Source organism: Burkholderia sp. MSMB1498, from assembly GCF_001526245.1.
GTDB lineage: Bacteria > Pseudomonadota > Gammaproteobacteria > Burkholderiales > Burkholderiaceae > Burkholderia > Burkholderia savannae.
Map to the genome: position 1 here is coordinate 155,138 of NZ_LOYJ01000119.1, position 26,523 is coordinate 181,660.

Here is a 26,523-nt window from a genome sequence, read left to right on the forward strand (position 1 = left end):
CGCGGCGCGCCGAACGCCTCAGCGCGAGAACGCTTCCGCTCGAACGAACGCCGGCGTCGCGCGGGGCGCGACGCCAGCCGGCGCGCCGATCAGCGCGTACAGGTTTTTCGGATCGTCGGCGGGCGGGATCAGCGAGATCGGCGTGCCGGCGTCGTGCCGCAGCGCGAGCGCGTGCAGATGGCGCAGCGCCGAATAGTCCTCGAGCGCGAAGCCGACCGAATCGAAGATCGTGACTTGCGACGCGCTGTCCCGCCCGGCCGCCTCCTGGCGCAGCACGCGCCACAGTTCGGTCACCGGAAAATCGGCCGGCATCTGCTGGATGTCGCCTTCGATGCGCGTCTGCGGCTCGTATTCGACGAACACGCGGCCCATGCGCAGCACGTCCGCGTGCAGCTCGGTCTTGCCCGGGCAATCTCCGCCGACCGCGTTCAGATGCATGCCGGGCTCGATCATGTCCGGCGTGACGATCGTCGCGTACGCCTTGTCGGCGGTGACGGTCGTCACGATGTCGGCGCCGCGCGCCGCGCCGGCCGTCGACGCGGCGGGGATCACGCGCAGCCCCGGATACGCGGACAGGTTGCGCACGAGCTTGTCGGTCGCGTGCGGATCGATGTCGTACGCGCGGATCTCGTCGATGCCGAGCAGCGTGTGAAACGCGATCGCCTGGAACTCGCTCTGCGCGCCGTTGCCGATCAGCGCCATCGTCCTCGCGTCGTCGCGTGCGAGCGCGCGCGCCGCGAGCACCGACGTCGCGGCCGTGCGCAGCGCGGTGATCAGCGTGAGCTCGGCGAGCAGCACCGGGTAGCCGGTGTCGACTTCGGCGAGCGCGCCGAACGCCATCACCGTGTGCATGCCGCGGCCGGCGTTGACCGGATGGCCGTTCACATACTTGAACGCGAACAGCTTCGCATCGGCGACGGGCATCAGCTCGATCACGCCGTCGCGCGAATGGCAGGCGACGCGCGGGGATTTGTCGAAGTCGTTCCAGCGCAGATAATCGGCGCGCAGCGTGTCGACGAGTTCGCCGACGAAGCGCGCAACGCCGACGCGCGCGATCAGCCGGCTCGTGTCGGGAACGTCGAGGAAGCGTGTCATGAGGTGTCGTCTCCCGTGTTGGCCGCGGCCCTCGTCGGGCCGCTCGTTCAATTGATTATTTCGAAGTCCTCGGCCAACAGATAGCGAGCAAAAGTGACAGAATGCTCGATAATTTCGGCGTTCTGCTTGCCTCGAGATGACAAAATGCGCAGTCGGCGGCTTTCGCGCCGCCGCCCGGTGCCGCACTTTCATTGATTGCTCGGAGAGACTCCCCATGATCAGCCTCGACGACGTCGACCGACAACTCATCGCGCTGCTGCGCGACAACGCGCGCACGCCGGTCGTGACGCTCGCGAAGCAGTTGCGCGTCGCGCGCGCGACCGTGCAGAACCGCATCGCGCGGCTCGAGAAGCACGGCGTGATCGTCGGTTATACGGTGCGGCTGAAGCCCGCCGCGGAGAAGCATCGAATTCGCGCGCTGATGTCGATCGCCGTGCAGGGCAATCGCGCGGCGGACGTCGTCAAGGTGCTGCGCGGGAATCCGAACGTCGCGACGATCCACAGCACCAACGGGCGGTGGGATCTCGTCGCCGAGCTCCATGCCGATTCGCTGGAGAATTTCGATCGCGTGCTGGGCGTGATTCGCCTGGTCGACGGGATCGCCAATACGGAGACGAGCATCCTGCTGTCGACGCACAAGGCGTGAACGGCGGGTTCGTGTTTCGCGATGCGTGGCTCGCGCTTCACGTGGGTTCGTGCGCGACGTTCGATGCGTCGCGCATCGGGCCTGAAGAAGCGCGATGCGCGCGGTCGCGCCTGTCGCATCGGGCATCGGGGATTCGACATGCGACATCCGACATCCGACATCCGACATCCGACATGCGACATCCGACATCCGACATCCGACATCCGACATCCGACATCCGACATCCGACCGAAGGCGTTCGTCAGGACATCGGATCATTGAGCGAGACGCGCGCGTTCACACCGGCGATCGTGGTTCCCGATCCGTGCGCCGCCGCTCCTTCGTCCCCCCGCCCGTCGGCGACGGTCGACGCGCCGCGTAATCGTTCGATTCGCTTCGCAGCCAGGCGACGAACGATTGCACGCGCGGATCGTCCGGCCGCGCATGGATCAGCTTGTATTGCGCGGGCGCGGGCACGCAGCGTCCGAGCACGTGGACGAGCCGCCCGCGCGCGATCTCGTCGTCGACGAGCGCCTGCCGGCACACCGCGACGCCTTGCCCCGCAAGCGCCGCGCCGATCGCGAGGCTCGCGAGGTTGAATTCCGGCCCGCGCAGCTCGCCTGCGTATTCCGGCACGACGGCGGCGAGCCACGTGCGCCATTCGACGTACTTCGGCGCATCGGGCCACGCCGACGCATCGTGCAGCGGCACGATGCTCGACACCCATTCGGCCGTTGCCTCCGGTGGATGCCGGTCGAGATACGCGGGCGCGGCGACCGCGACGAGACGCTCGTCGAACAGCGGCTCGACATGGAGCGCGTCGTAATCGAACGGGTCCCAGCGGATCGCGACGTCGATGTCGCCTGCGGCCATCGTCTCGCGATCGATCGCGTGAAACTCCGCTTTCAGCCGCACCGACGTCTGCGGATGCAGCCGATGAAACTCGGTGAGCCTCGGCATCAGCCATTGCAGCGCGAACGACGGCAGGCAGCTCACCTGCAGGTGCGCATCCGGCGCGCTCAACTGGCGCAGCGTGCGGCCGAGCGACGCGAACGCCGCCAAAGTCGCTTCGTGCAGCACGCCGCCCTTCGGCGTGAGCGCGAGCCCGCGCGCCTGGCGCACGAACAGCGGATAGCCGAGACGCGCTTCGAGCTGGCGGATCTGCTGGCTGATCGCGCTTTGCGTCAGGTGCAGCGCGTCGGCGGCTTTCGTGAAGCTGCCGAGCCGGCCGGCCGCCTCGAAGCAGCGCAGCGCGCCGAGCAGCGGCGTGTCGAGCTTCGTATTCATTAGTGTGGCTTATGCTCCCGCAAGAATTGATCGCTTCATCGGCTGATCGTCGGAACGTACGATGACGGCCTGTTCATCGCATTCTATTTCAGGCCATGCACGACAGCCGACAATTTCCGCTCGATCCGAATCTATTAGCCAGACTTCAGTCTGGCTCGCCGATGCTGTGGCTCAATCCGCATCAGGGCGCGCCGCTGCCGGACATCGCGCCGACCGCCGCCGATCTCGCCGACGCCGACGCGCGCCTGCGCCGCTGCGGCGGCTTGCTGGCCGCGCTGTTTCCCGAGCTGCGGCCGTCGGGCGGGCGGATCGCGTCGCCGTTGCAGCGGGCCGATCGGTTGCAGCGCGCCGGTCACACGGACGCGGGCGCGTGGTTCGTCAAGCGGGACGACGCGCTGCCGGTAGCCGGCTCGATCAAGGCGCGCGGCGGTTTTCACGAGGTGCTCGCGCTCGCCGAATCGATCGCGGATCGGCACGGCCTGCTCGATGCGCACGCCGACCGGCGCGTGCTCGCGAGCGGCGACGCGCGGGCGCTGTTCGCACGCTACACCGTGATGGTCGGCAGCACCGGCAATCTCGGCTTGAGCATCGGGATGCTCGCGTCGGCGCTCGGGTTTCGGAGCGTCGTGCACATGTCGGCGGACGCGAAGGCGTGGAAGAAGGCGCGCCTGCACACGCGCGGCGTGGACGTCGTCGAGCACGCGGGCGACTATGCGAAAGCGGTCGATGCCGGACGCCGGCAGGCCGCCGGCATGCCGCACTGCCATTTCGTCGACGACGAAGGATCGCGGATGCTGTTTCTCGGCTACGCGACGGCTGCCGCCGAACTCGCCGGGCAGCTCGCGCGCGCCGGCCGGACAGTCGACGCGCGTCACCCGCTGTTCGTCCACATTCCGTGCGGCGTCGGCGGCGCGCCGGGCGGCATCGCGTACGGGCTCAAGGCGCTGTACGGCGAGCACGTGCATTGCTTTCTCGCCGAGCCCGCCGCGTCGCCGTGCGTGCTCGTGCAGCTCGCGAGCGGCGGCGCGCGTTCGATATCCGTCTACGACATCGGCCTCGACAATCGCACCGAGGCGGACGGGCTGGCGGTCGCGCAGGCGTCGCACCTCGCCGGCCCGCTGCTGCGCGCGCAGGCCGCGGGCGTGTTCACGGTCGACGATCGGCGGCTGTTCGCCGGCCTGCTCGACGCGAACGAGCGGCTCGGCATCGATCTCGAGCCGTCGGCGGCGGCGGCGTTCGGCGGCCCGGCGTGGATCGCGGCGTCGCAGGCGGGGCGCGACTACCTGCGCGGCCGGGGCATCGCGCCGAACGAGGCGACGCACGTGATCTGGGCGACGGGCGGCTCGCTCGTTCCGGCCGACGCGCATCGGCGCTTTCAGGCGCGGGCGCGCGCGCAGCGGCGAGCGGATGCCGCTCGCGCGTGAGCGGGCGGCTGCTTCGCCGCTTCGGCCGGCGGTTGGGGGCGCAGCGCGCGCGGCGGGCGTCGTTTCGCATGCCGCGCGGCGCACGACAACCGATAGGCGCGCGGCGTTTCGGTGCTCGTCGCGCCGCAAATCGGGCAATCGCGCGGGCGTGCTACGCGATGTCGCGCTGTGTATCGAGTGACGCATCGAATCGCGCATCTGCATAGCGGATCGCGCATCGAGTCACGCTTCGAGCTGCGCCTGACGAATCAGCCAGGTCACCATCGTCGCGATGTCGTCCGGGCGCCGCGGCTCGTTCGGATAGACGACGTAATAGCCGATCGACAGCGGCAGCGCGAAATCGAACAGCCGGCGCAGCCTTCCCGCGTCGATGTCGCGGCCGACGAGCTGATCGCTGACGAGCGCGACGCCTTGCCCCGCGATCGCGGCGTCGATCGCGAGCGACGATTGATTGAAGCGCGGGCCCTTGCCCGGATCGAGCGCGACGCGCTCGGGCAGCGCGGCGAGAAACTCGGGCCACAGATCGTGCGCGTCGTGCAGCAGCACCTGCCCGGCGAGATCGCGCGGGCTCGCGAGCGCGCCGGGCGAGTTCAGCAGCGCCGGGCTGCAAACCGCGTAGATGTCGACCGGAAACAGAAAGCGCGTGGCGAGCCCCTTGCCGAAAGGCGGCTTGCCGTAGCGAATCGCGACATCGACGCCGTCGTTCTGGAACGTCGCGAACCGCGAATCGGCGATCACGCGGATGTCGATGTCGGGATGCTCGTCGCCGAAGCTCGCGAGCCGCGGGATCAGCCAGCGCGACGCGAACGACGGCGTCGTGCTGATCGTGAGGCTCGAGCGGCGCTTGACGAGCCGGTCGGTCGCGTCGCCGATCAGGTTCAGCGCGCGCCGCACGTCGGTGCAGTACGCGAGGCCGTCTGCCGTCAACGCGAGGCCGCGCGGCAGGCGTTCGAACAGCTTCACGCCGAGGACGTCTTCGAGGTGGCGCACCTGTTGCGCGACGGCGCCCTGCGTGACGCCGATCTCGTCGGCCGCCGCACGGAAATTCAGGTGCCGCGCGGATACCTCGAACGCGCGGAGCGCATTCAGCGGCGGCAGTCGGCCGGGGATTCGGATCGTCATGCTTTGCCAGTAGAAAAATTATCGTCAGATGCAAGAAATGATGATTCGACACGACGAATCGCCGCGCCTAAATTAGCACGTCGACAGGAGCAATGCGGGCGATGCGGCCCGCACATCATCCGAAGGAGATTGTCGTGACAGTAGAAAAAATCGCATTGATCACGGCGGCGGGCAAGGGCATGGGCGCCGCGATCGCGCGCGAGCTCGCGTCGGCCGGCTACCGCGTCGCGCTGATGTCGCCGTCGGGCAGCGCGATCGCGCTCGCCGGCGAGCTGGGCGGCTTCGGCATCCAGGGCTCCGTGACGGACGAGGCCGACATCGAGCGGCTCGTGCGCGAGACGCTCGCGCGCTACGGCCGCATCGACGCGGTCGTGAACAACACCGGCCATCCGCCGAAGGGCGACTTGCTGTCGATCGCGGATGCGAGCTGGCACGACGCGCTCGATCTGATCCTGCTGAACGTCGCCCGACTGATGCGCCGCGTGACGCCGATTTTTCAGGCGCAGGGCGGCGGCGCGGCCGTCAACCTGTCGAGCTTCGCGGCCGTCGCGCCGGAACAGCCGATGCCGGTGTCGTCGGTGCTGCGCGCGGCGCTCGGCGCATGGACGCGGCTGTACGCGCAGCGCTACGCGGCCGAGAACATCCGGATGAACGCGGTGCTGCCGGGCTTCGTCGACAGTTGGCCCGAGACGCCCGAGATCGTCGCGCGCATTCCCGCGGGGCGCTTCGGCAAGACGCAGGAGATTGCGAAGACCGTCGCGTTCCTGCTGTCGGACGGCGCGGGGTATATCACGGGGCAGAGCATTCGCGTCGACGGCGGGATCGTGCGGGCGGTGTGACGCGGCTCGCCGCAGCCGCCGAGCCGCGGCCATGATCGCGATCGGCTCGATCAGGCCGCCTTCGCCGGTTCGCGCGCCGCGTTCCGTCCGGCGATGCGCGGGCGCGTCACGCGGCGTTCGCTTGCGCCGGCGCGAGCGGGCGGCCGTGATAATCCGGCAGCGCGAGCGTGCTCGCTTCGTCGCGTTCGATGATGTCGTCGATGTCCGAGAACGGCGCGCCGTTGCTGCGGCGGTCGACTTCGTCGATCAACCGGTCGGGCAGATCGAGCCGGTCGCCGAGCACGATGTTCGACGTGTACGTTCGCCGGTCGTGCTCGTAGATCGACAGCGCTTCGTAGACGTCCGGCGTTTCGGCCAGACGCTTGCCGAGGCTGTGAGCGTCGAGAATCGCCTGCCCGGCGCCGTTGGAGCCGACGGGCACCATCGGGTGCGCGGCGTCGCCGATCAGCGTGACGCGTCCGCTCTGCCAGCGGGGCAGCGGGTCCCGATCCGCCATCGGCATCGCGATGATCGGGCACGCCGCGCGTTCGAGCAGATTCGGCGCGTCGAGCCAGTCGAACGTTCTCGACGCGAAGAAGCGGATGAAATCCCTGTCGTTTCCCGGTGCGGCGTTCGAGCCGTCGCGGTAGACGGCCTCGTCCAGCTCGGCGACCCAGTTGATCAGTTGATCGCCCCGCGCGTTGACCTGGTTGCGGATCGGATAGATCACGAGCTTGCCGTGCGACGGGACGCCGACCCGGACCATGCTCGCGCCGGTGAGAAAAGGCGGCGCGATCGTGACGCCGCGCCACATGAGCACGCCGTTGCCTTCGGCTTGCGGGCCGTCCGGATAGAGCGAACGATACACATTCGAGTGAACGCCGTCGGCGCCGATCAGCGCGTTGCATTCCACGTTCACGATGCCCGCGTTGGTCGACGCGCTGGAGAAAATCGCCTTTACGGACCGTTCGTTTTGCGCGAGGGAGATAAACGAATGGCCGGTAACGAGAAAATCCGGGCCGAGCCGTTCGGTTGCGGCCTTCAGCAAAACGAGTTGAAGTATTCCTCGGTGAATCGAAAGTTGCGGAAAATCATGACCACCATATTTTCCGAGCGGAAGTGAATGAATGCGCTGGCCGTGCCGCGTGAAAAACACCATCTCTTTCGTCGTTACCGACTGGCGGGCGAGCGTTTCGAGCAGCCCGAGCTCGTGAAGCACTTGCGTCGCATAAGGCTGGATGTTGATTCCCACACCCACCGGCTCGATGCGCGGCGCGGCCTCGAATACCTTGACCGATAGGCCCCGCGCGTGCAGCGAGAGCGCCAGCGTCAATCCCGCAATCCCCGCGCCGACTATGACGATCTTTTTCATGGCAGTTAAATGAACCGCGTGCGTATTTTAAGAGATATTCAATAATATTCATCCGAGGCAGCGGGCCGGAAATTATCATGCGTCCACCTTGAAATCAAGGGGGCGTTGTTGCCGTATTTTTTATTGTCGATCTGATTGTGTTCGATGGTGAAATTGATGATTTTTACTTCACCGAATGCGTTGGTGACTTTATTCGGAAAACGGACATCCGGACCGGCGGCGCGTCGACGCGAATCGTCGCGCGTCGCCCCGATCGGCCGGCGCGAGAGGCCGGTGCGGCGCGCGCCTTGACGCGTGCGGGCGCGCGACCCAAACTGGCTTCGATCGACGGACGGGCGGAGCGTTTTCATCCGTGTCGGCCCGTCGCCGCGATTCGCCCCGTCACTCGCGCCCGCCCGCTGCGATGTCCGATTTCGTTCGATTGATCCGATTATTTTGCGTCGCCTGCGCGGGCCTCGTCGTCCACTGCGCGAACGCGTCGCCGATCGACGCCGATGCGGGCGCCGCCGACGCCGCGCCCGCCACCGTCGTCAGCGACGTCCACGTGTTCGTCGTCCAGCGCGACGGCTCCGTCGACGAGGAAGACGATTCGACGCTGCGCGCGAACACCGCGAGCGGCATCGACGACGTCGCGCAGCGCTACGTGTGGTTCAACAAGGACATCGACCGCGTCGAGCTGTTGAAGGCCGAGACGATCGACGGCGCCGGCGTCGCGCATCCGGTCGGCCCGGAGGCGATTCGCGACGTCGAGGAGCCGCGCTCCGCCGGCGCGCCGTTCTTCGAGAACGGCGTGTTGCGCTCGGTGATCTTTCCGGGCGTCGACGCGCACGCGCGCACGCGCCTCGTGTTTCGCAAGTCGCGCACGAAGCCGCGCGATCCGGGGTTCTTCGGCTATTTCGTCGCGCCGTCGCGGATGCCCGTCGACGCGCAGCGCCTCATCTTCGACCTGCCCGCCGACATGCCGCTCTACGCGGACGCGCGCGGCTACGTCGCGCGAGCGCCGGTGACGGAGAACGGCCGCACGCGCTACGCATTCGATTATCGGCACGGCCCTTATCCGCGCATCGAGAGCGGCTCGGTCGGCTATGCGACGTACGGCGATCGGCTGATGGTATCGACGCTGCGCGATTTCGCGTCGTTCGCGGAGCGCTATCGCGTCGCGGCCGTCGACGCGACCGCGGCCGATCCCGCCGTCGCGCGGCTCGCCGAATCGATCGTCGCGAGCGCGGGGGCGTCCGAGCCGCGCGCGAAGGCGCGGGCGATCTACGACTGGGTGCGCATGAACGTGCGCTACGTCGCGCTCTTTCTCGGCGAGACCGCGGCCGCGCCGCACAAGGTGACGGACATCCTGCGCAACCGCTACGGCGACTGCAAGGATCACGTCGCGCTGTTCGGCGCGCTGCTCGCGGCGCTCGGCATACGCAGCGAGCCGGCGCTGCTGAATCTCGGCCCCGTCTACACGCTGCCCGCCGTGCCCGGCTACGGCGGCAGCGCGATCAATCACGCGATCACGTGGCTGCCCGATCTCGGGCTCTTCGCCGACACGACGGTCGGCGGCGTCGAGTTCGGCTATCTGCCGCCCGTCGTGATGGATCGGCCGGCGCTCCTCGTCGACGACGGCGTGCTGTCGCGCACGAGCGCGACGCAGCCGCGCGCGCGCGATGCGCGCCTGCGGATCGACGTCGCGCCGGGCGGGACCGCGCGCTATCAGTATTACGTCGAGGATGCGGGCTGGACGGCGGAGCTCGAGCGCGGCGTGTTCAGGCAGGCGGCGCGCGAGCGCGTGCGGCAGCTCGCGATCGATCGGCTGCGACAGAGCGGCTTACGCGGCACCGCGCAGCTCGGCGCGAGCGAGCGCGATGCGACGGGCGGGCCGTTCTCGACGTCGATGACGGGCACGCTCGAGCACTTCATGTGGCCCGACGGCACGACCGCGCTGCCGGCGCTGTCGAGCCTGTCGGGCGGCATCGCGACGCAGGTGCAGGGCTGGCTCGACGAGCCCGTGCGCACGCAGCCGTGGTTGTGCATCGGCGGCGACTTCGACGAGACCGCGCAGATCGCGCTGCCCGACGACGCGAGCGTGACCGATCTGCCGGCCGACGCGACAGTGCGGGACCGCTTCGTCGATTACGAATCGCACTATGTGCTCGATGCGCCCGCGCGCGTCGTGCAGATCACGCGGCGCCTGCGCGCGCGCTTCGCGCATCAGGTGTGCTCGCCGGAAGATTTCGATGCGGCGCGCGCGTCGCTCGAGCGCATCGAGCGCGATGCGCTCGCGCAGATCGTCGTGCGCGCGAAGGCGCGCGACTGACTGCTTCGGATACCTTCGGAATTCGCCGTGTCGACGAAGGCGAATCAGTTTCTGCCGCGCCCGCGATAGCTTTCCACTTCCGCATCGTACGCGGCCAGAAACGCCTTGCCGAACACGGACGCGAAATCGTCTTCGATCGCGAACAGCGTGTCGCGGTGCGTCGTCGCATAGCGGTCCCACAGACGCGCCTTGTACAGCGCGGGCAGGCGCTTCTCGTACCACTGCGGCGCGACGGCGCGCTCGCGCAGGCGCTGCGGCGAGAAGCGCGTCAACAGGTCCATCAACGCGGCGCGCATGCCGGCCACCATGCCGATCTGGTGCGCGTGCAGATCCTGGAACGCGTCGGACACCGCGCTTTGCGGCGACATGAACCCCGGCAGCGGCAGCCCGAACATCTGGCGCAGCACCGCGCTGCCGTCCGGCAGCAGCTTCAGCGGATTGTTCTCGCGATCGAGCAGCATCGTCATGTCGGCCTTCACTTCGCGTTTCAGGATGCTGCGCGACGACAGCAGCTCGACCGTGCCGTTCGCGAAGAGCGCGAGCAGTTGCCCCGCGATGAACAGCTGCTCAGCGGACCAGCGATGCGATTCGGCCGCGGTGTCGAGGCCCGCGCCCTCGAAGAACGCCTGCAGCAAGTTCTCGGGCGTCGCGGGCTTTGCGGGCGTCGATGCGCGCGCGCGCGCGGGCATGCCGGCCGCGTCGGCGGAATTCGCGGCGCGCGCGTGCGGCGTCGAATCCGGCTGCGCCGCGGTCGCGGCGGGCTGCACGCGGACGTGATGCGTCCATTCGGGCGCGTGATCCGATTGCGCGGCGGGCGGCGGCGCGTGACGATGGCCGTCCCGCGCGCCGCCCGCCGGCGCGTCCAGGCCGGCTTGCGGCTGCGCGAACAGGTCGAGCGGATCGGTCGACAGTTGATGTAGCTCGCGCGGCGCGGCGCAGGCCGACGCATCCGGGCGCCGCGCCGCGCCGGGGCGCTCGGCGGCCGTGGCCGGCCGCGCGCCGGACTCGTCGCCGCCGGCGGGCGTCCTGCCGAGCCCGAAGCGGTCGTGCAGCAGGCCCCACAGTTTGTTGCCCGCGCCTTTCGCGTCCATGCGCGATGCGGGCGGAGCGCCCGCCGCCGATGACGCTTCGATGGTCCGCTCGATCGCGGCATCGTCGGGCTCCGCGCGCAGCAGATATGGCCCGATCCGGATGATGTCGCCCATGTTGAGGCGCTGCGCCTGCGCATAGCCGATCGGCACGCGGTTCACCTCGATCGTCGACACGCTGCCCAGGTTCTTCAGCAGGCACGCGTCGTCGCCCACTTGCAGCAACGCCTGAAGGCGCGAGATCTGGCGCGTGTCGTCGCGCAGCACGAGATGATTGTCGCTGTCCCGGCCGATGGTGCCGCCCGGCGGATGAAACACGACGGCGTTGCGGTCGTCGGTGCCGACCGGCTCGCCCGCGTGTTCGATAACGATCAGTTGCATGTCGATACGTCGTTCAGTGGATGAAGCGTTCGCCTGGAAACCGATTTGTTCAGGACGACGCATGTTTGCGACGCGCGGCCTCGAACGCCGGCCCCCAGATCGGATGCCCCTTTTCGGCAGGGGACAGATCGAAGCGCGGATTGATGTCGAGGATTCTCGAGAACTCGGCGCGGCATTGCGTGACGCGCCTCTTCAAGCAATAGCTGAACGCGAGCAGCTTGTGCGCGGTGACTTGCGTGTTGGCGTCGGCGCCGTCGATCTCGCGCGCGTGCGCGCCGAGCAGCGAAATCGTGCGCCCGTAGTCGCCCGCGTCGTAGGCGGCGCGCGCGCCGTCGACCGTGGCCTGCGCAGCGGTCTGAATCGGGGAAGCCGGGGAATTCGGGGAATTCGTGCCGCAACCGCCAATCCCCGCCAAGAAAAAGCCAAGGAAAATATAAAGCGACGATCGGCCTTTCATTCTTGAATTGACGGTTTTAAGTGAATGGGAAAGGGTGGCGCGCCGTGCTGTTGGATTCTAGTTCCGATAATTGGAAATGGACCGGCTGTTACTTTTTGTTTCATCTTGAAACAATAAGTCTGATTAAAGTCCGCTTCCCGGCCGGGCCATGCCTTGTGAAGCGCGAAAGTTGAACCTATAGTTCGATGTGCTTTTTGTTTTCGTCGGTTGTTTGGCCGTGCTCATCCCAGTGCGTAAAAGCCCGCCGCCCATCCGGCGGCATAAAGGGCTCGGCACGAAATAGGCTCCGCGCAGGGCCGTCCGCGCCAGGCGGCGGCGAGGTGCGTCGCGTCTACCCGGCTGGCGTTCGCGAACTTGGAACGGGCGGCCGCAACGAATCAGTCCCGTGAATGATGTCAGGCATTGTCAGGAAGTAATTCAGCTACTCGAATTTCCAGGAATTTCAATTCTCCAGGATTTATTGGTGATTTGACCCGGCTTTCTATTCGATGAAATTTCCGGGTGAAACATCAGTGAAAGGAAATGGAAATTATTAATTAATCGACCTAAAAAAGATCGTCACTTGTTTTTAATTCGGTCCGGATTCCGCTTGGGGAAGCCGGCGGGCATCTTGTTGCGATGCGAGAAATGACACATAAAATGCGACGGCGATCAGGCGGCTACATCGTATTGGGATGCGTGCTGCTGCTTTCGGGATGCGGGGCGACCGAGCGTTCCGTTGCGGTGCCGTATTCGATCACGCTCGACGTCGCGCCCGACGTCAATCCGGACATCAATCGCAAGCCGTCGCCGATCGTGCTGAAGGTGTTCCAGCTGAAGACGGCGTCCGCGTTCGAGACCGCCGATTTCTTCTCGCTGCAGGACAAGCCGGAGAGCGCGCTCGGCCCGGATCTGCTCGGCATCGACCGGATCATCCTGCGGCCGGGCGACGCGCGCACGCTCCACTATCGCGGCAACGTCGACGCGAGCGCGCTCGGCATCGTCGCCGAGTATCGCGTGCTCGAGAAGAACCGCTGGCGGCTCACCGTGCCGCTGCCGCGCGCGAAGCAACTGAACCTGTACCGATTCTGGCAAACCTCGCCGAGCGAAATGAAGCTGTCGATCGCGGTCAAGAACGGCGGCATCGGCATCGGCCTCGGCGGCGATTCGCGAGTACGCCAATGAACGAGCCGGCATTGTCCGCGACCCCTGCTGCGGCGCTGCGCCAGCGCGTGATCTGGACCGAGGGCATGTTCCTGCGTCCGCAGCATTTCCAGCAGCTCGAGCGGCATTGGGAGCGCTACGTCGGCATGCGCTGCCTGCCGCTGCAGGGCTTCTACTGGGGCTTCGATGATTTGCAGCTCGACCGCGAGCTGCTCGCGCTCGGCAAGGTCGCGTTGCACGCCGCGTCCGGCGTGATGCGCGACGGCACGCCGTTCGATCTCGCGCATCCCGACGATCGGCCCGAGCCGCTCGACGTGCCCGCCGACGCGAAGGATCAGCTCGTCGTGCTCGCGCTGCCGCTGTGGCGCGGCGGCGCGCAGGAGGTGTCGTTCGGCGCGGATGCCGACGGCAACGGCGACGCGGGCTTCGCGCGCTACGTCGTGCGCGAATACGAAGTCGCCGACGCGAACGAGGTCGCGCTCGGCCCGGCGCTCTTGCAGACCGGGCGCCTGAACGTGCGCCTGATGCTCGAATCGGAGCTGACGGGCGATTGGGAAGCGCTCGGCGTCGCGCGCGTCGTCGAGCGGCGCACCGACGGGCGCCTCGTCGTCGACGACGGCTACATTGCGCCGCGGCTCGTCGCGCAGCGCGATCCGGTGCTGCTGCGCCACACGCGCGAGCTGCACGGGCTGCTGACGCAGCGCAGCGAGGCGCTCGCCGAGCGCCTGTCGGAGCCGGGGCGCGGCGGCGTGTCCGAAGTAGCCGACTTCCTGCTGCTGCAGCTCGTCAACCGCTATCTGGCGCTCACGTGGCACGCGCAGCAGGACGTCGCCGCGCATCCGGAGACGCTGTTCTGCGACTGGCTGAAGCTCGCGTGCGATCTGAGCACGTTCACCGCGGCGGGCCGGCGGCCGCAGACGCTCGCGATCTATCGGCACGACGATCTGCGCACGAGCTTCGGCGAGCTGATGGCCGAGCTGCGGCGCTCGCTGTCGACGGTGCTCGAGCAGAACGCGATCCAGATCGAGCTGCGCGACGCGGGCAACGGGATGAAGATCGCGACGATCGCCGATCCGGCGCTGCGCGACACCGCGGGCTTCGTGCTCGCGGTGCGCGCCGACGTGCCGGCCGACAGCCTGCGCGCGCGCTTCCCGGCGCAGGCGAAGCTCGGGCCCGTCGAGCGGATTCGCGATCTCGTGCAATTGCAGCTGCCGGGCATCGCGATGCGGCAATTGCCGGTCGCGCCCCGGCAGATTCCGTATCACGCGGGCCACACGTATTTCGAGATCGACAAGGGCGGCGAGATGTGGAAGCAGCTCGAACGCTCCGGCGGCCTCGCATTTCATTTCGCCGGCGAATTTCCGGGACTCTCGATGGAGTTCTGGGCGATTCGCGGGTGAGGGCGGGATGGCGCGATGAACTCTTCTTCCGATTCGTTCTCGGCCGGCACGGGCGGGTTCGTGCCGCCGAACCCCGGCGGCGTGCATCCGGGCGCCGCGTCGGCGGCCGCGGGCGCGGCGCAGCCGAGGCCGGGCCGCTGGGCGGCGAGCGGCACGAATCCGCTCGTCGCGGCGGCGAATCCGCTGCTCAACCTCGTGCCGCAGATCCGCTCGACGGTTCATCATCCGAATCCCGCGTGGCTGCGCGAGCATCTCGTCGTCGAGATCCGGCAGTTCGAGGAGCGCGCGCAGCAGGCGGGCGTCGCGTCCGAGGCGATCATCGGCGCGCGCTACTGCCTGTGCACCGCGCTCGACGAGGCGGCCGCGCTGACGCCGTGGGGCGGCAGCGTGTGGTCGTCGCACAGTCTGCTCGTGTCGTTCCATAACGAGACGTGGGGCGGCGAGAAGTTCTTTCATCTGCTCGAACGGCTGTCGCAGCAGCCGCGTCAGCATCTGGATCTGCTCGAGCTGCTCTACTTCTGTCTCGCGCTCGGCTTCGAGGGGCGCTATCGCGTGCTCGACAACGGTCGCGCGCAGCTCGACTCCGTGCGCCGCCAGCTCGCGCAGACGATCCGCTCGGTGCGCGGCGAATTCGAGCCGGCGCTGTCGCCGCACTGGCGCGACGTCGTCACGCGCGAAGTCACGCGGCGCTTCGTGGTGCCGCTGTGGGTGTGCGCGGCGCTCGCGCTGCTCGCGGGCTTCGCGGTGTTCGCGGGCCTGCGCATCGCGCTCGCCGGGCATTCGGATCGGCTGTTCGCGTCGATCGACGCGCTGCACGTGCCGAAGCTGCAGCCGGCGCAGCCCGCGGCGCGTCCGGCGCCCGCGCCGCGCGTCGCGAAGTTCCTCGAGCCGGAGATCGTCGCGGGCCTCGTGACCGTGCGCGACGAGGCCGATCGCAGCGTGATCGTGCTGCGCGGCGACGGCCTGTTCGAATCGGGCTCGACGTCGGTGATCGATCGCTACGCGCCGGTGCTGATGCGCGTGGCCGACGCGCTGAACAAGGTGCCGGGCAGCGTGCGCGTGAGCGGCTACACCGACGACACGCCCGTGCACACCGCGCGCTTCGCGTCGAACTGGGACTTGTCGCGCGAGCGCGCGGAGGCGGTCCGCAGCCTGATCGCCGCGCGCCTGGACCGCGCGGAGCGGATCACGGCCGAAGGGCGCGGCACGCTCGATCCCGTCGCGCCGAACGATTCGCCCGCGAACCGCGCGCGCAACCGGCGCGTCGAGATCACGCTGATGCTCGCGCCCGGCAGCGACGCGGCGCGCGCAACGAAGGAGACGCCCTGAGCATGAGCCACGCTGTCGCACGCATCGTTCGCCCGCTGCCTTCGCGGGAAATCTGGACGTTCGCCGGCCTCGTCGTGCTGGCGTGCTTCATCTGGCTCGCGGGGCCGCTCGTCGCGTTCGCCGATGTCCACCCGTTCGAGAGCGGCTGGGTGCGCGCCGTCACGATCGCGGTGCTGTTCGTCGCGTGGGGCGCGCGGATTGCGTGGCGCAACTGGCGCGCGGGTCAACTGAACGCGCAGCTGCTGAACCAGTTGCGCGAGGCGGCGTCGCGGCCCGCCGCGGCGGGCGATCCGGCGCGGGCCCAACTCGAGGAACTGCGCAGCCGTTTCGACGAGGCCGCGACGCTCCTGAAGAAAGTCCGCTTCGACACCGCGGACGCCGCGCGCAAGGGCCTGCCGCAGTGGCTCGAGCGGATGTCGCGCCAGTATCTGTATCAATTGCCTTGGTACGTGTTCATCGGCGCGCCGGGCTCGGGCAAGACGACGGCGCTCGTCAATTCGGGGCTCAGCTTTCCGCTCGCCGAGCAGTTCGGGCGCGCGGCGATTCGCGGCGTCGGCGGCACGCGGCATTGCGACTGGTGGTTCACGAACGACGCGGTGTTGATCGACACCGCCGGCCGTTACACGACGCACGAGAGCAACCGCGCGCTCGACGAGGCCGAATGGAAGGGCTTCGTCGATCTGCTGAAGAAGTACCGCGCGCGCCAGCCGCTGAACGGCGCGATGCTGACGATCAGCGTCGCGGATCTGCTCGGCGCGTCGGAGGCGGAGCGCACGCAGCACGCGATGGTGCTGCGCAAGCGCCTGCTCGAGCTGCGCGCGCAGCTCGGCATCCGCTTTCCGGTGTATCTGCTCGTGACGAAAGCGGATCTGCTCGCCGGCTTCGCCGAATATTTCGGCGGCTTCGGCCGCGCCGAATGCGCGCAGGTGTGGGGCTTCACGTTCCCGCTCGCCGAGAGCGAAGCGCCGGGCTTCGATCTGCGCGCGGCGTTCGATCGCGAATACCGGCTGCTGCACAAGCGCCTGAACGACGGGCTGCCCGAGCTGCTCGCGTCGCAGACCGACGCGCGCCAGCGCGAGATGACGTATCTGTTGCCGCAGCAGATCGCCGATCTGCAGGACATGCTCGGCCAGTTCGTCGCCGAGGTGTTCTCCGTGTCGAGCTTCGAGCCGATGCCGATGCTGCGCGGCGTCTATCTGACGAGCGGCACGCAGGAAGGCACCGCGTTCGACCGCGTGATGAGCGGGATCAAGCGCTTCCTGAAGATCGAGGGCGTGCCGCCCGCCGCGCAGGCGGGCTCGAGCGGGCGCAGCTTCTTTCTGAGGTCGCTGCTGCAGGACCACATCTTCCGCGAGGCCGCGCTCGCCGGCAGCAACCTGCGCTGGCATCAGCGGCGACGCGTGCTGCAGATCGTCGGCTATGCGGCGATCGTGCTGCTGTGCGCGGCGGTGCTGTTCGGGTGGCTGCGCAGCTATTCGCGCAATCGCGACTATCTCGACCAGGTCGCCGCGCGCGTGCCCGCGGTCGACGCGCAGATCGGCCGCGTGAAGTTCACGGGCGCGGCCGATATCGTCCAGCTGCTGCCGGTGCTCGACGAGCTGAGCGGCCTGCCGAACGCGGGCGGCGTCGACTTGCGGCATCCGCCGCTCGCGTATCGCTGGGGCCTTTTTCAGGGCGAGAAGATCGAGGAGGCGAGCGACGCCGTCTACCGGCGCGCGCTCGACGACGTGCTGCTGCCGATCGCCGCGAGCCGGATGGAGGCGGCGCTGCGCGACGCGCAGCCGGACGAGATCGAATACGCGTACGCGGCGCTGAAGGCGTATCTGATGCTCTACGACAGCGCGCATTACGATCCCGCGTTCGTGCAGGCCGTCGTCGATCTCGAAATGGAGCGCTCGCTGCCCGCCGATTTCTCGTCCGCGCAACGCAGCGCGCTGCGCGCGCATCTCGACGCGCTGTTCGGCGATCGCGTCGCGGTGTCGCCGTTTCCGATGAACGAGCGGCTCGTGGCCGATGTCCGCGAGCGGCTGCGGCAAGCGCCGTTCTCGCAGCGGCTGTACCGGCAGCTCGCGCGCACGCTGCGGCCGAGCACCGCGTCGTACGACTTCAGCGTCGCGCGCGCGGTCGGGCCGGACGCGTCGCTCGTCTATCGGCGGCAGAGCGGCAAGAGCCTCGCCGACGGCGTGCCGGGCTTCTACACGCGCAACGGCTACCGGAACGTGTTCGCGCCGCGCCTGCCCGGCGCGATCGATGCGTACGGGCGCGAGGAGGTGTGGGTGCTGAACCTCGGCGCATCCGAGATTCCGAATCCGGCCGACGCCGCCGCGTGGGCGCGCGACATCCGCCAGCTCTATCTGAACGACTACATCAAGACCTGGGACGACTATCTGGCCGACATCCGCCTGCAGCGCACGGTGACGCTCACGCAGAGCATCCAGGTGGCGCGCACGCTCTCGTCGGCTGATTCGCCGCTCACGCGGCTGATGGTGGCGCTCGCGCGCGACACGCCGCTCGGCGATGCGCCGGGCGGCGCGCGCAACCTCGCGTCGCGCGCGCAGGACAAGGTCGACGAGGCGCGCAGCTCGCTCGCGCAGATCTTCGCGGGCCAGCCGGGCGCGGACGCGGGCGCGGCGGCCGCGGCGCCCGCGAGCCCCGAGCAGGTCGTCGACAGCCACTTCGCGGGGCTGCGCACGTTCGCGCCGGGCAGCGGCGATCAGGCGGCGTCGTTCGACGCGGTGCTGAAGGCGATCGACGCGCTGTACACGTACCTGAGCGCGACCGACGACGCGCTGCGCAGCGGCGCGACGCCGCCGCCGTCGGATGCGCCCGCGCGGCTGCGCGCGCAGGCGGGCCGGCTGCCGACGCCGTTTCGCGAGGTGCTCGACGATTTGTCGAACGTCGCGAACGGCAGCGTCGCGAGCGTCGAGCAGCGCAACGTCGCGCAGCGCGCGGGCGCGAACGTCGGCGACTTCTGCCGGCAGGCGATCGCCGGGCGCTATCCGTTCGCGCGCGGCGCGGCGCGCGACGTCGCGCCGTCCGATTTCGCGCAGCTGTTCGCGGCGGGCGGCCTGATGGACGACTTCTTCCAGAAGAACCTGCAATCGCTCGTCGACACGGCCGCGCATCCGTGGCGCTTCAACAACCGCAACGCCGACGCGGACCCGTCGGCGGCCGCGATGCTCGGCGCGTTCGAGAAAGCTGCGGTGATCCGCGACGTCTACTTCGGAGGCGGCGCGCGGACCGCGCAGATCAAGGTCGAGATCGTGCCGCTTGAAATGGACCCGTCGATTTCGGAGATGGTGCTCGATATCGACGGCCAGATCGTCCGCTACGCGCACGGCCCGCAGGTGCCGACCGCGGTGCAGTGGCCCGGCACGCGCGGCAGCAATCAGGTGCGGCTGCAGGTGACCGAGCAGTCGGGCGCGGCGGGCGGCTTCACGACCGAGGGGCCGTGGGCGCTGCATCGGCTGTTCGATCGCGCGGGCGTGTCGGGCGGGCGGGCGCCCGAGCAGATGGTCGCGAGATTTTCGGTCGACGGCAAGCCGATCGTGCTGCAGGTGACGGCGAGCAGCGTCCGCAATCCATTCCGGTTGCCGCAGATGGAGTCCTTTACATGTCCTCCGAAGCAATGAGCACGACGCCGACGCCGCTCGCCCGCGACGGCGAGCCGCCCGCCTGGTACGGAAAGATTCCGGGCGCGGGCGACTTCGTCAACCACCGGCTGCCGCACGAGCTCGCCGGCTGGTGGGAGCGCTGGCTCCAGCAGGGAATGGCGGCGATGCGCCAGCGCGGCGCTGACGAAATCGAGCGCTACTACACGGTTGCGCCGGTCTGGAACTTTCTGATTCCGGCGGGCGCGGGCGCGCAATGCGTGCAGCCCGGCTGCCTCGCGCCGAGCTGCGATCGCGTCGGCCGCTACTACCCGGTGATCGCGACGCTGCCGATGCGCACCGCCGATTACTGGGGCGGGCTGCCCGATGTCGCCGACGCGTTTTACTGGCAGGTCGGCAGCGCGCTGCTCGATGCGATCAGGCACTCGCGCGCGCCGGTGCAGCTCGAGCAGACGCTCGCGCGGGTGCGGCTCGTGCCGGGCGTCGTGCAGCCGGCGCTGTTCGGCGGCGCGGGCGGCGGGCGAGGCGCAAGCGGTTGGAGGGGCTGGAACGGTGAACGCGGCGAGGCCGGTGAGCGTGGGGAAATCGGCGGAGCCGGCGAGATCGGTGGGACCGGCGAGATCGGTGGAGCGGGAGAGATCGGTGGGGCAGGCGAAAGCGGCGACGAGGACGACAGCTCGTTCGCCCAACCGCTGCCGGGCCCGCCCGCGGCGCCCGCGTGGCCCGGGCTTTCACAGTACTTCGATCCGCATGGCTCGACGAGCTTCTGGTGGACCAATCGCGCCGACGGATCGCCGCTGCGCACGCACGCGCACACGGGCGCGCCGGACAGCCGCTTGTTCCTGCGGCTGTTCGGCGGCGTCCAGCACGGCGTGTAACGAAGGCGCGCAACGAAGACACACAACGAAGACGCACAACGAAGACACACAACGAAGGCGAACAGCTAAGTCGAACGACTAAGGCGCGCAGTGAAGAAGGCGCGCAACGGCGGCGGATGGAACGGCGCGCGCGATGCCGCGCGCCATCACGCGACGGACCGGCTCGCGGCGTCGGCCCGAGGCGGCCGCGGTTCGCGGAATCGAGAGGTGGCACATGACGGATGCATTTTCGAGAGACAACGAGCAGGAAACCGTGACGCGCAGCGCGGCCGCCGAATTCGCGGTGCGCCCGCTGCCGCTCGGCCATCGTCTCGGCGAATTGCAGCTGGACGAAGTGCTCGGCGTCGGCGGCTTCGGCATCGTCTATCGCGCGTTCGACCGCACGCTGCGGCGCGCGGTCGCGATCAAGGAATACATGCCGTCGATGCTCGCGACGCGCGGCGGCGACTACACGGTGTCGCTGCGCTCCGAGCGCTTCGCGCAGGCGTTCGACGCGGGCCGCAGCGCGTTCCTCAACGAGGCGCGGCTGCTTGCGCAGTTCGATCATCCGGGGCTCGTCAAGGTTCTGCATTTCTGGGAGAGCCACGGCACCGCGTACATGGTGATGCCGTTCTACGAAGGGCGCACGCTCAAGCAACTGCTCGACGGCGGCGCGCAGATGGGCGAGACGCAGCTGCGCAACATCGTCGCCGCGCTGCTCGGCGCGCTCGACACGCTGCATCGCGCGCAGTGCTTTCATCGCGACATCGCGCTCGACAACATCCTGATCCGCCCCGACGGCAATCCGATCCTGCTCGACTTCGGCGCGGCGCGCAAACGGATCGGCGATCTCGTCGACGACAGCGCGATGATGATCAAGCCGGGCTACGCGCCGATCGAGCAATACACCGACGACCCGGCGTTCGGCCAGGGGCCGTGGACCGATCTGTACGCGCTCGGCGCGGTGATGCACGCGATGGTTGCGGGCGAACTGCCGCCCGCGGCGGTCGTGCGCAGCATCAAGGACACCTACCGGCCGCTCGCGGCGCGCGAGCTGACGGCGCGCGAGCCTTACAGCCCGGCGTTTCTCGCGGCGATCGACCATGCGCTGCAACTGAAGATCGCCGACCGGCCGGAGTCGGTCGCGGAATTCGCGGCGGAGCTCGGGCTGCGCGAATTCGATCGGCCGCCTTATGTGTCGCCGATGCCGGCGACGCCGACGCAAGCGCAGCCGCGTGAGCCCGAGGGCGATCGGGACGCGGGCGCGGCGCGTTCCGGCGCGGAGCAGGCGGCGGCGTCCGGTTCGTCCGGCGCGGGGCGAAGCGACAACGCGGATGCGGCGGCGACGGCGGCGTGGCCCGACGGCGAGCGCGCGCGGCAGTCGAGCCCGCATCGGCAGGCAGACGCCGGTTCGGCCGCCGCCGCGCAGGGCGGCGTCGAGCCGGGCGCGTCGGCGGCCGAGCCGCAGCATCGGCAGGCCGATGACGAACGGGCGACGTCGGCGCGTTCCGGCGCGGAACAAGCGCAATTGCAATCGTATCGACAAGCGGGCGAGCGCGGCGCGGCGGCCGCGAAACCGGATGAGGCGGCGGCCACGCCGTCGCCGCCGCCGCCGCGACGTCCGACGGACGATCGCGATGCCTCGCGCTCGCAGTCCGGCGTCGAGCGCGCGGCGCCGCAGCCGCCGCCGCGCGGGCATGCGAGCGAGCAGGATTCGCTGCCGGCGCGGCCGGTCGCGGGCGACGCGTCGCGGCAGTCCGCATCGGCGTCGAGCGACGGCATGCCGCCGTCCGGGGCCGACGGGCGGCGCACATCCGAAATGCCGCTTGCGCGCGACGCGACCGGGGCGCGCGAGAACGCGGGGGCGGGCGCGATGCCGGCGGCCGGAACGGGGCATGCGGCAGGCGCTTCGAGGGCGGCCGCATCGCCCTCCGGCGCATCCGCTTTCGCCGCATCTGCGTCGGGTGCGTTTGCGTCTGCCGCATCCACGCCGGGCGTATCCACGCCGGGCACATCCGCTGCGGCGCGCCCGGCCGCGCTGCGCGGCGACCCGCGCAACCGGCTGCGCGACCGGAGGACGATTGCCTACGCGGGCGGCGCGCTCGCGGCGGTGCTGGCGATCGGCATCGGCGTTGCGTCTCTGCTGAAGCCGTCCGGCCCCGCCGAGACCGCCGCGACGAACGTGAGCGGGCCCCCGTCTCCGGCCGCGACGAATGCGAGCGCGCCGCCGCCACCGGCCGCGACGACGGCAGCGACGGCAACGCCCGCGCCCGGCGACACGCCCGCATCAGCGTCCGTGCTCGCGCAGCGCGAGCCGCCGCCTGCGCTGGCACCGCCGCCCGCAGCCGCACTCGCCGACACGACCGCGCCCACGCCCGCGCCCGCTCCGACGGTCGCGACGACGGTCACGAGCGAGGCCGCGCTTCAGCCTTCGCAGACGACCTCGCCAGGCGCGCAGCCCGCGTCGCCGCAGATCGCGAAGAACGACGCCGGCGGCGCGCCCGCGCAGCACGCGCCTGCCGCGAACCTCGCGCCGAAAGGCAGCCTCGATGCGACGGAGACGGTGATCGCGAATTCGCCGGCGAGCGGCGTCGCGCCGCCCCCGGCGACGTCCGTCGCCGCGGAGGCCGCCGCCGCGGCCGATCAGCGCCCGCCGGATATGCAGGAGACGATCCCCGTGCGATTCCACGTGCGCCCGTGGGGCGACGTCTACGTGAGTGGCGTGAGGCGCGGCGCGAGCCCGCCGCTGCGCGCGCTGTCGCTCGCGCCGGGCGTCTATCAGATCGAGATCCGCAACGGCACGCTGCCGCCGCTGCGGCGCACGGTGAAGATCGATCCGGGCAGCAAACCGATCAACATCGACTATGCGTTCGAATGACGTCGACATGGCGGCGCGCGTCGCCGGCGCCGGTTCAACCACGGGAAGGCCCATGCGGAGTTCAGACCTGATCGAATCGTTGCTCGCCGGCGTCGCGCCCGATGCGCCGTGCGGCGCGAATCTCGAATACGAGCAGGATTTCCTGCGGCTGCAGGAGAGCGCGACGCCGCGCCCCGAGCAGCAGTACGGCGACACCGTGATCCCGGCCGAGGCGCCGGACTGGGGCGCGGTCGAGCGTCTCGCGCTCGAGCTGTCGGCGCGCACGAAGGATCTGCGCGTCGCCGCGCATCTCGCGCGCAGCTGGACCGAGCTGCGCGGCATTCCCGGCTACGCGGACGGCCTCGCGTTCGTCGCGGGCATGCTCGAACGATGGTGGGACGACGTGCATCCGCGTCTCGACGCCGATGGCGATCGCGATCCGACGCTGCGGATGAACGCGCTCGCCGAAGTCGCGGGCGCGCACGATTGCGCGCGCGCCGCGCGCCGGCAGGCGCTGTTCGACGGCGGGCCGAGCGTGCGCGACGCGGAGCGCGTGTTCGACGCCCGCGACGCCCACGACAGCGGCGCGGAGCACCCCTATCCGGGCGGACGCGAGCGCTTGATCGCCGATTTGACGCGCGCGCGCGACGGCGCGGAGCCGACGCTCCGCGCGGCGTTCGACGCGCTCGACGCGCTCGATGCGATTCGCGCGCACGCCGTGTCGCGGCTCGGCGGCGAATGGGCGCCCGACGCGAGCGACTTCGAGAAGGCGCTGCGCCGGATCGTGCGCGACGCGCTGCCGCCGCCCGCCGCGCCGCGGGCGGACGATGCGGCGGGCGCGTCGGCGGCGGCGGGGGGCGCGGCCATCGCGGCAAACGGCGGCGCGGCGGCGGCCGGCGCATCGGCCGCGGCCGCCGCCGCGCACGGTCGCGCCTGGCGCGACGCCGAAGTGACGAGCCGCGACGACGTGCAGCTCGGCCTCGAAAAGATGTGCCGCTACTTCGAGCTGCACGAGCCGAGCCACCCGGCGCCGATCCTGCTGCGCCGCGCGCAGCGGCTGCTGTCGCTCGACTTCTACGAAATCATCCGGGATCTCGCTCCGGAGAGCCTGCCGAAGCTCGACTTGCTGAGCGGACAGCGCAGCGAATGATGCGGGGCGCCGCCGGGGACGGCGGCGGACATGATCGACGCAACCTGATGCGAAGGAGCAGACGATGACGAGCAAGTACAAGGCCTCGGCCAGCGGACAGAAATTCATTGCGCGCAACCGCGCGCCTCGCGTGCAGATCGAGTACGACGTCGAAACCTACGGCGCCGAGCGCAAGGTTCAGCTGCCGTTCGTGATGGGCGTGATCGCCGACCTCGCGGGCAAGCGGGCCGAGCCGCTGCCGGATCTGCCGGAGCGCAAGTTCCTCGAGGTCGACGTCGACAACTTCGACGAGCGGATGAAATTGATCGCGCCGCGCGTCGCGTTCCAGGTGCCGAACACGCTGTCGGGCGACGGGATGATGAGCGTCGACATGACGTTCGAGAGCATCGACGACTTCTCGCCCGCCGCGATCGCGCGCAACGTCGACGCACTCAGGCGCCTGCTCGAAGCGCGCACCGAGCTGTCGAACCTGCTGTCGTACATGGACGGCAAGCACGGCGCCGAGCAACTGATCGAGAACGCGATCAACGATCCGGAACTGCTGAAGTCGCTCGTGCGTCAGCCGCTCGCGGCGAGCGCCGCCGGCGGCGCGCAGGCGGTGACGGACGCCGCGAACGCCGCAGACGCCGCAGACGATTCGGAGATTCGCCATGAATGAACACGCTCAAACCCGGGCCGACGCGCGCGAGGCCGCGCAGCCCGTCGTCGCGCGCGACGAGTTCGCCGCGCTGCTGCAGAAGGAATTCAAGCCGAAGACCGCCGAGGCGCGCGAATCGGTGGAGCGCGCGGTGCGCACGCTCGCGCAGCAGGCGCTCGAGCACACGGTCGGCATGACGACCGACGCGTACGGCAGCGTCAAGCAGATCATCGCCGAGATCGATCGCAAGCTCTCCGAACAGATCAACCTGATCCTGCATCATCAGGAGTTCCAGACGCTCGAGGGCGCGTGGCGCGGGCTGCACTATCTCGTCACGAACACCGAGACCGACGAGCTGCTGAAGATCAAGGCGCTGCCCGCGTCGCGCAACGAGCTCGCGCGCACGCTGAAGCGCTACAAGGGCGTTGCGTGGGATCAGAGCCCGCTGTTTCGCAAGGTCTACGAAGAGGAGTACGGACAGTTCGGCGGCGAGCCGTTCGGCTGCCTCGTCGGCGATTTCTATTTCAACCACAGCCCGCCGGACGTCGAGATGCTCGGCGAGCTGTCGAAGATCGCGGCGGCCGCGCACGCGCCGCTCATCGCGGGCGCGTCGCCCGAGCTGATGCAGATGGATTCGTGGCAGGAGCTGGCCAATCCGCGCGACCTGACGAAGATCTTCCAGAACACCGAGTACGCGGCGTGGCGCAGCCTGCGCCAGTCCGAGGATTCGCGCTACGTCGGGCTCGCGATGCCGCGCTTCCTCGCGCGGCTGCCTTACGGCGCGCGCACGAATCCCGTCGACGAATTCGACTTCGAGGAAGACACCGACGCCGCGAGCCACGACCGCTACACATGGGCGAATTCCGCGTACGCGATGGCGGCGAACATCAACCGCTCGTTCAAGCTGTACGGCTGGTGCTCGTCGATTCGCGGCGTCGAATCGGGCGGCGCGGTGGAAGGGCTGCCGTGCCATACGTTCCCGACCGACGACGGTGGCGTCGACCAGAAGTGCCCGACCGAGATCGCGATCAGCGACCGCCGCGAGGCCGAGCTCGCGAAGAACGGCTTCATGCCGTTCGTTCACCGGAAGAATTCGGATTTCGCGGCGTTCATCGGCGCGCAGTCGCTGTATCAGCCGGACGAGTATCACGATCCCGACGCGACCGCGAATGCGCGGCTGTCCGGCCGCCTGCCCTACCTGTTCGCGTGCTGCCGCTTCGCGCATTACCTGAAGTGCATCGTGCGCGACAAGATCGGCTCGTTCCGCGAGCGCGACGACATGGAGCGCTGGCTCAACGACTGGATCATGAACTACGTCGACGGCGATCCGGCGAACTCGTCGCAGGAGACGAAGGCGCGCAAGCCGCTCGCGGCCGCGCAGGTCGTCGTCGAGGAGATCGAGGACAACCCGGGCTATTACGCATCGAAATTCTTCCTGCGGCCGCATTACCAGCTGGAAGGGCTCACCGTGTCGCTGCGGCTCATCTCGAAGCTGCCGTCGGCGAAGGCGGCGGGCGAATGAGCGTCAACCGACTGAGTTTCGACTGACATCCCTCAAT

General features: G+C 69.2%; 20 protein-coding genes. 13 read left to right on the forward strand and 7 right to left on the reverse strand.

Features of this window, described 5'->3' with window-relative positions; all coding sequences use genetic code 11:
• Positions 1 to 18 precede the first annotated feature (18 nt).
• Positions 19 to 1,095, reverse strand: a complete 1,077-nt coding sequence (locus WS91_RS27260; RefSeq protein ID WP_052145044.1) for an ornithine cyclodeaminase — start codon at positions 1,093 to 1,095, stop codon at positions 19 to 21.
• Between the two features lie 214 nt (positions 1,096 to 1,309).
• Between WS91_RS27260 and WS91_RS27265 the strand changes: the two genes are divergently transcribed.
• Positions 1,310 to 1,741 carry an Lrp/AsnC family transcriptional regulator gene (locus WS91_RS27265; protein WP_038746022.1) on the forward strand — a complete coding sequence of 144 codons (432 nt, stop codon included), beginning with the start codon at positions 1,310 to 1,312 and terminating at the stop codon, positions 1,739 to 1,741.
• Positions 1,742 to 2,017: 276 nt separating this feature from the next.
• Here the strand turns inward: WS91_RS27265 and WS91_RS27270 are convergent, their stop codons facing one another.
• Positions 2,018 to 3,007, reverse strand: a complete 990-nt coding sequence (locus tag WS91_RS27270) for a LysR substrate-binding domain-containing protein (RefSeq protein ID WP_059576722.1) — start codon at positions 3,005 to 3,007, stop codon at positions 2,018 to 2,020.
• Between the two features lie 95 nt (positions 3,008 to 3,102).
• Here WS91_RS27270 and WS91_RS27275 point away from each other — a divergent pair, with 95 nt between their 5' ends.
• Complete coding sequence (locus WS91_RS27275; protein WP_059671375.1) at positions 3,103 to 4,431, forward strand: D-serine ammonia-lyase; 1,329 nt, start codon at positions 3,103 to 3,105, stop codon at positions 4,429 to 4,431.
• A 222-nt stretch (positions 4,432 to 4,653) separates the two neighbouring features.
• On the opposite strand, the gene gcvA is transcribed toward WS91_RS27275, so the two are convergent.
• The gene (gcvA, locus tag WS91_RS27285; protein ID WP_059671377.1) at positions 4,654 to 5,553 is read right to left on the reverse strand and encodes a transcriptional regulator GcvA; all 900 of its coding nucleotides are present in this window, start codon (positions 5,551 to 5,553) and stop codon (positions 4,654 to 4,656) included.
• Between the two features lie 134 nt (positions 5,554 to 5,687).
• Here gcvA and WS91_RS27290 point away from each other — a divergent pair, with 134 nt between their 5' ends.
• Entirely contained in the window at positions 5,688 to 6,392 is a 705-nt protein-coding gene (locus WS91_RS27290) for an SDR family oxidoreductase (protein WP_038746303.1), read from the forward strand.
• Positions 6,393 to 6,498: 106 nt separating this feature from the next.
• Here the strand turns inward: WS91_RS27290 and WS91_RS27295 are convergent, their stop codons facing one another.
• Together WS91_RS27295 and WS91_RS36460 are read right to left on the reverse strand one after the other, a co-directional pair.
• Positions 6,499 to 7,743, reverse strand: coding sequence for a flavin-dependent oxidoreductase (locus WS91_RS27295; protein WP_059671378.1), 1,245 nt, complete (start codon positions 7,741 to 7,743; stop codon positions 6,499 to 6,501).
• A gap of 38 nt (positions 7,744 to 7,781) precedes the next feature.
• Entirely contained in the window at positions 7,782 to 8,093 is a 312-nt protein-coding gene (locus WS91_RS36460) for a hypothetical protein (RefSeq protein WP_156432526.1), read from the reverse strand.
• A 53-nt stretch (positions 8,094 to 8,146) separates the two neighbouring features.
• On the opposite strand from WS91_RS36460, the gene WS91_RS27300 reads away from it, so the two are divergent.
• The gene (locus tag WS91_RS27300; RefSeq protein WP_059671379.1) at positions 8,147 to 10,054 is read left to right on the forward strand and encodes a DUF3857 domain-containing protein; all 1,908 of its coding nucleotides are present in this window, start codon (positions 8,147 to 8,149) and stop codon (positions 10,052 to 10,054) included.
• Between the two features lie 44 nt (positions 10,055 to 10,098).
• On the opposite strand, the gene tagH is transcribed toward WS91_RS27300, so the two are convergent.
• Positions 10,099 to 11,523 (reverse strand): type VI secretion system-associated FHA domain protein TagH, encoded by a 1,425-nt coding sequence (gene tagH / locus WS91_RS27305; protein WP_059671380.1) that lies wholly within the window; start codon positions 11,521 to 11,523, stop codon positions 10,099 to 10,101.
• A 49-nt stretch (positions 11,524 to 11,572) separates the two neighbouring features.
• Positions 11,573 to 11,980, reverse strand: a complete 408-nt coding sequence (locus WS91_RS27310; protein ID WP_059576709.1) for a TssQ family T6SS-associated lipoprotein — start codon at positions 11,978 to 11,980, stop codon at positions 11,573 to 11,575.
• A 639-nt stretch (positions 11,981 to 12,619) separates the two neighbouring features.
• Between WS91_RS27310 and tssJ the strand changes: the two genes are divergently transcribed.
• The 9 genes from tssJ (at position 12,620) to tssC (ending at position 26,486) form a co-directional block, all read left to right on the forward strand.
• On the forward strand, positions 12,620 to 13,144 hold the full coding sequence (gene tssJ / locus WS91_RS27315) for a type VI secretion system lipoprotein TssJ (protein ID WP_038746033.1): 525 nt from the start codon (positions 12,620 to 12,622) through the stop codon (positions 13,142 to 13,144).
• On the forward strand, positions 13,141 to 14,523 hold the full coding sequence (tssK, locus tag WS91_RS27320) for a type VI secretion system baseplate subunit TssK (RefSeq protein WP_059576706.1): 1,383 nt from the start codon (positions 13,141 to 13,143) through the stop codon (positions 14,521 to 14,523). The genes tssJ and tssK overlap by 4 nt, the downstream gene beginning before the upstream one ends.
• Before the next feature lie 15 nt (positions 14,524 to 14,538).
• Positions 14,539 to 15,852, forward strand: a complete 1,314-nt coding sequence (locus WS91_RS27325; RefSeq protein WP_059671381.1) for a DotU family type VI secretion system protein — start codon at positions 14,539 to 14,541, stop codon at positions 15,850 to 15,852.
• 2 nt (positions 15,853 to 15,854) lie between these two features.
• Positions 15,855 to 19,484, forward strand: a complete 3,630-nt coding sequence (gene tssM, locus WS91_RS27330; RefSeq protein WP_059671382.1) for a type VI secretion system membrane subunit TssM — start codon at positions 15,855 to 15,857, stop codon at positions 19,482 to 19,484.
• Positions 19,466 to 20,341 (forward strand): type VI secretion system-associated protein TagF, encoded by an 876-nt coding sequence (tagF, locus tag WS91_RS36465; protein ID WP_231752105.1) that lies wholly within the window; start codon positions 19,466 to 19,468, stop codon positions 20,339 to 20,341. The genes tssM and tagF overlap by 19 nt, the downstream gene beginning before the upstream one ends.
• 214 nt (positions 20,342 to 20,555) lie before the next feature.
• Positions 20,556 to 23,198, forward strand: a complete 2,643-nt coding sequence (locus tag WS91_RS27340) for a serine/threonine-protein kinase (protein ID WP_059671384.1) — start codon at positions 20,556 to 20,558, stop codon at positions 23,196 to 23,198.
• Positions 23,199 to 23,250: 52 nt separating this feature from the next.
• Complete coding sequence (gene tssA, locus WS91_RS27345; RefSeq protein WP_038746045.1) at positions 23,251 to 24,327, forward strand: type VI secretion system protein TssA; 1,077 nt, start codon at positions 23,251 to 23,253, stop codon at positions 24,325 to 24,327.
• 64 nt (positions 24,328 to 24,391) lie between these two features.
• A complete protein-coding gene (gene tssB / locus WS91_RS27350) occupies positions 24,392 to 24,985 on the forward strand; it encodes a type VI secretion system contractile sheath small subunit (protein ID WP_059671385.1) in 594 nt (197 codons plus the stop codon).
• Positions 24,978 to 26,486 (forward strand): type VI secretion system contractile sheath large subunit, encoded by a 1,509-nt coding sequence (gene tssC, locus WS91_RS27355; protein WP_038746050.1) that lies wholly within the window; start codon positions 24,978 to 24,980, stop codon positions 26,484 to 26,486. Before tssB ends, tssC begins: the two co-directional genes overlap by 8 nt.
• Positions 26,487 to 26,523 lie beyond the last annotated feature (37 nt).